Source organism: Nocardia sp. NPDC058497, assembly GCF_042720195.1.
Lineage (GTDB): Bacteria > Actinomycetota > Actinomycetes > Mycobacteriales > Mycobacteriaceae > Nocardia.
In genome coordinates this window covers 1-489 of sequence record NZ_JBHXMY010000430.1, presented here as the reverse complement: position 1 = coordinate 489, position 489 = coordinate 1, and the positions used below count along the sequence as shown (strand labels likewise).

Annotated in this window: 1 pseudogene; it reads right to left on the bottom strand. The window is 71.4% G+C overall.

What is annotated here, in order from left to right:
* Positions 1-252: pseudogene (locus ACFWPJ_RS23925) on the bottom strand (hypothetical protein); the annotation flags it as partial.
* Between the last annotated feature and the right edge of the window lie 237 nt (positions 253-489).

Genomic DNA, 489 nt, shown 5'->3' with positions numbered 1-489 from the left:
GCCTGGGGCCCCCCCCCCCGGGGGCCGCGCGGCGCGCGCGGCGGGCCCCCCCCCCCCCCCCCCCCCGGGCCGGGGGGAGCGGATGACCACCCAGCGGTCGATCTCGCAGACCAGACGTGCCCGCTCCCAATCGATCTCGCTCGTGTCGCCCGGCACGAGCTGCTCGCGGCGTTCGTGCAGGACGGCCAGTTCGTGCGCGGCCCGCAGGACGGGATCGCCGTCGCCGGCGAAACCGCAGACCGCCCGCATCATCCGTGCACGGTCCGGCAGTACCGGTTCCTGTCCGGGTTCACCCGATGAACCGCCGTCCGCGTCCACTGTGCCGCACCGTCCTCGTAGTCCCGTATGTACCGCTTCCGAAGGACATTCGTCTCCGCCGGAGTTCCGGATAGGTCACGAAATAGCACCTCAACAGCGAAAAACCGGCGCGCCCCACCACTGTGTGGGCGGGGGGGGGGAACAGAGGGGCTCAGAATATATATCGCTGGG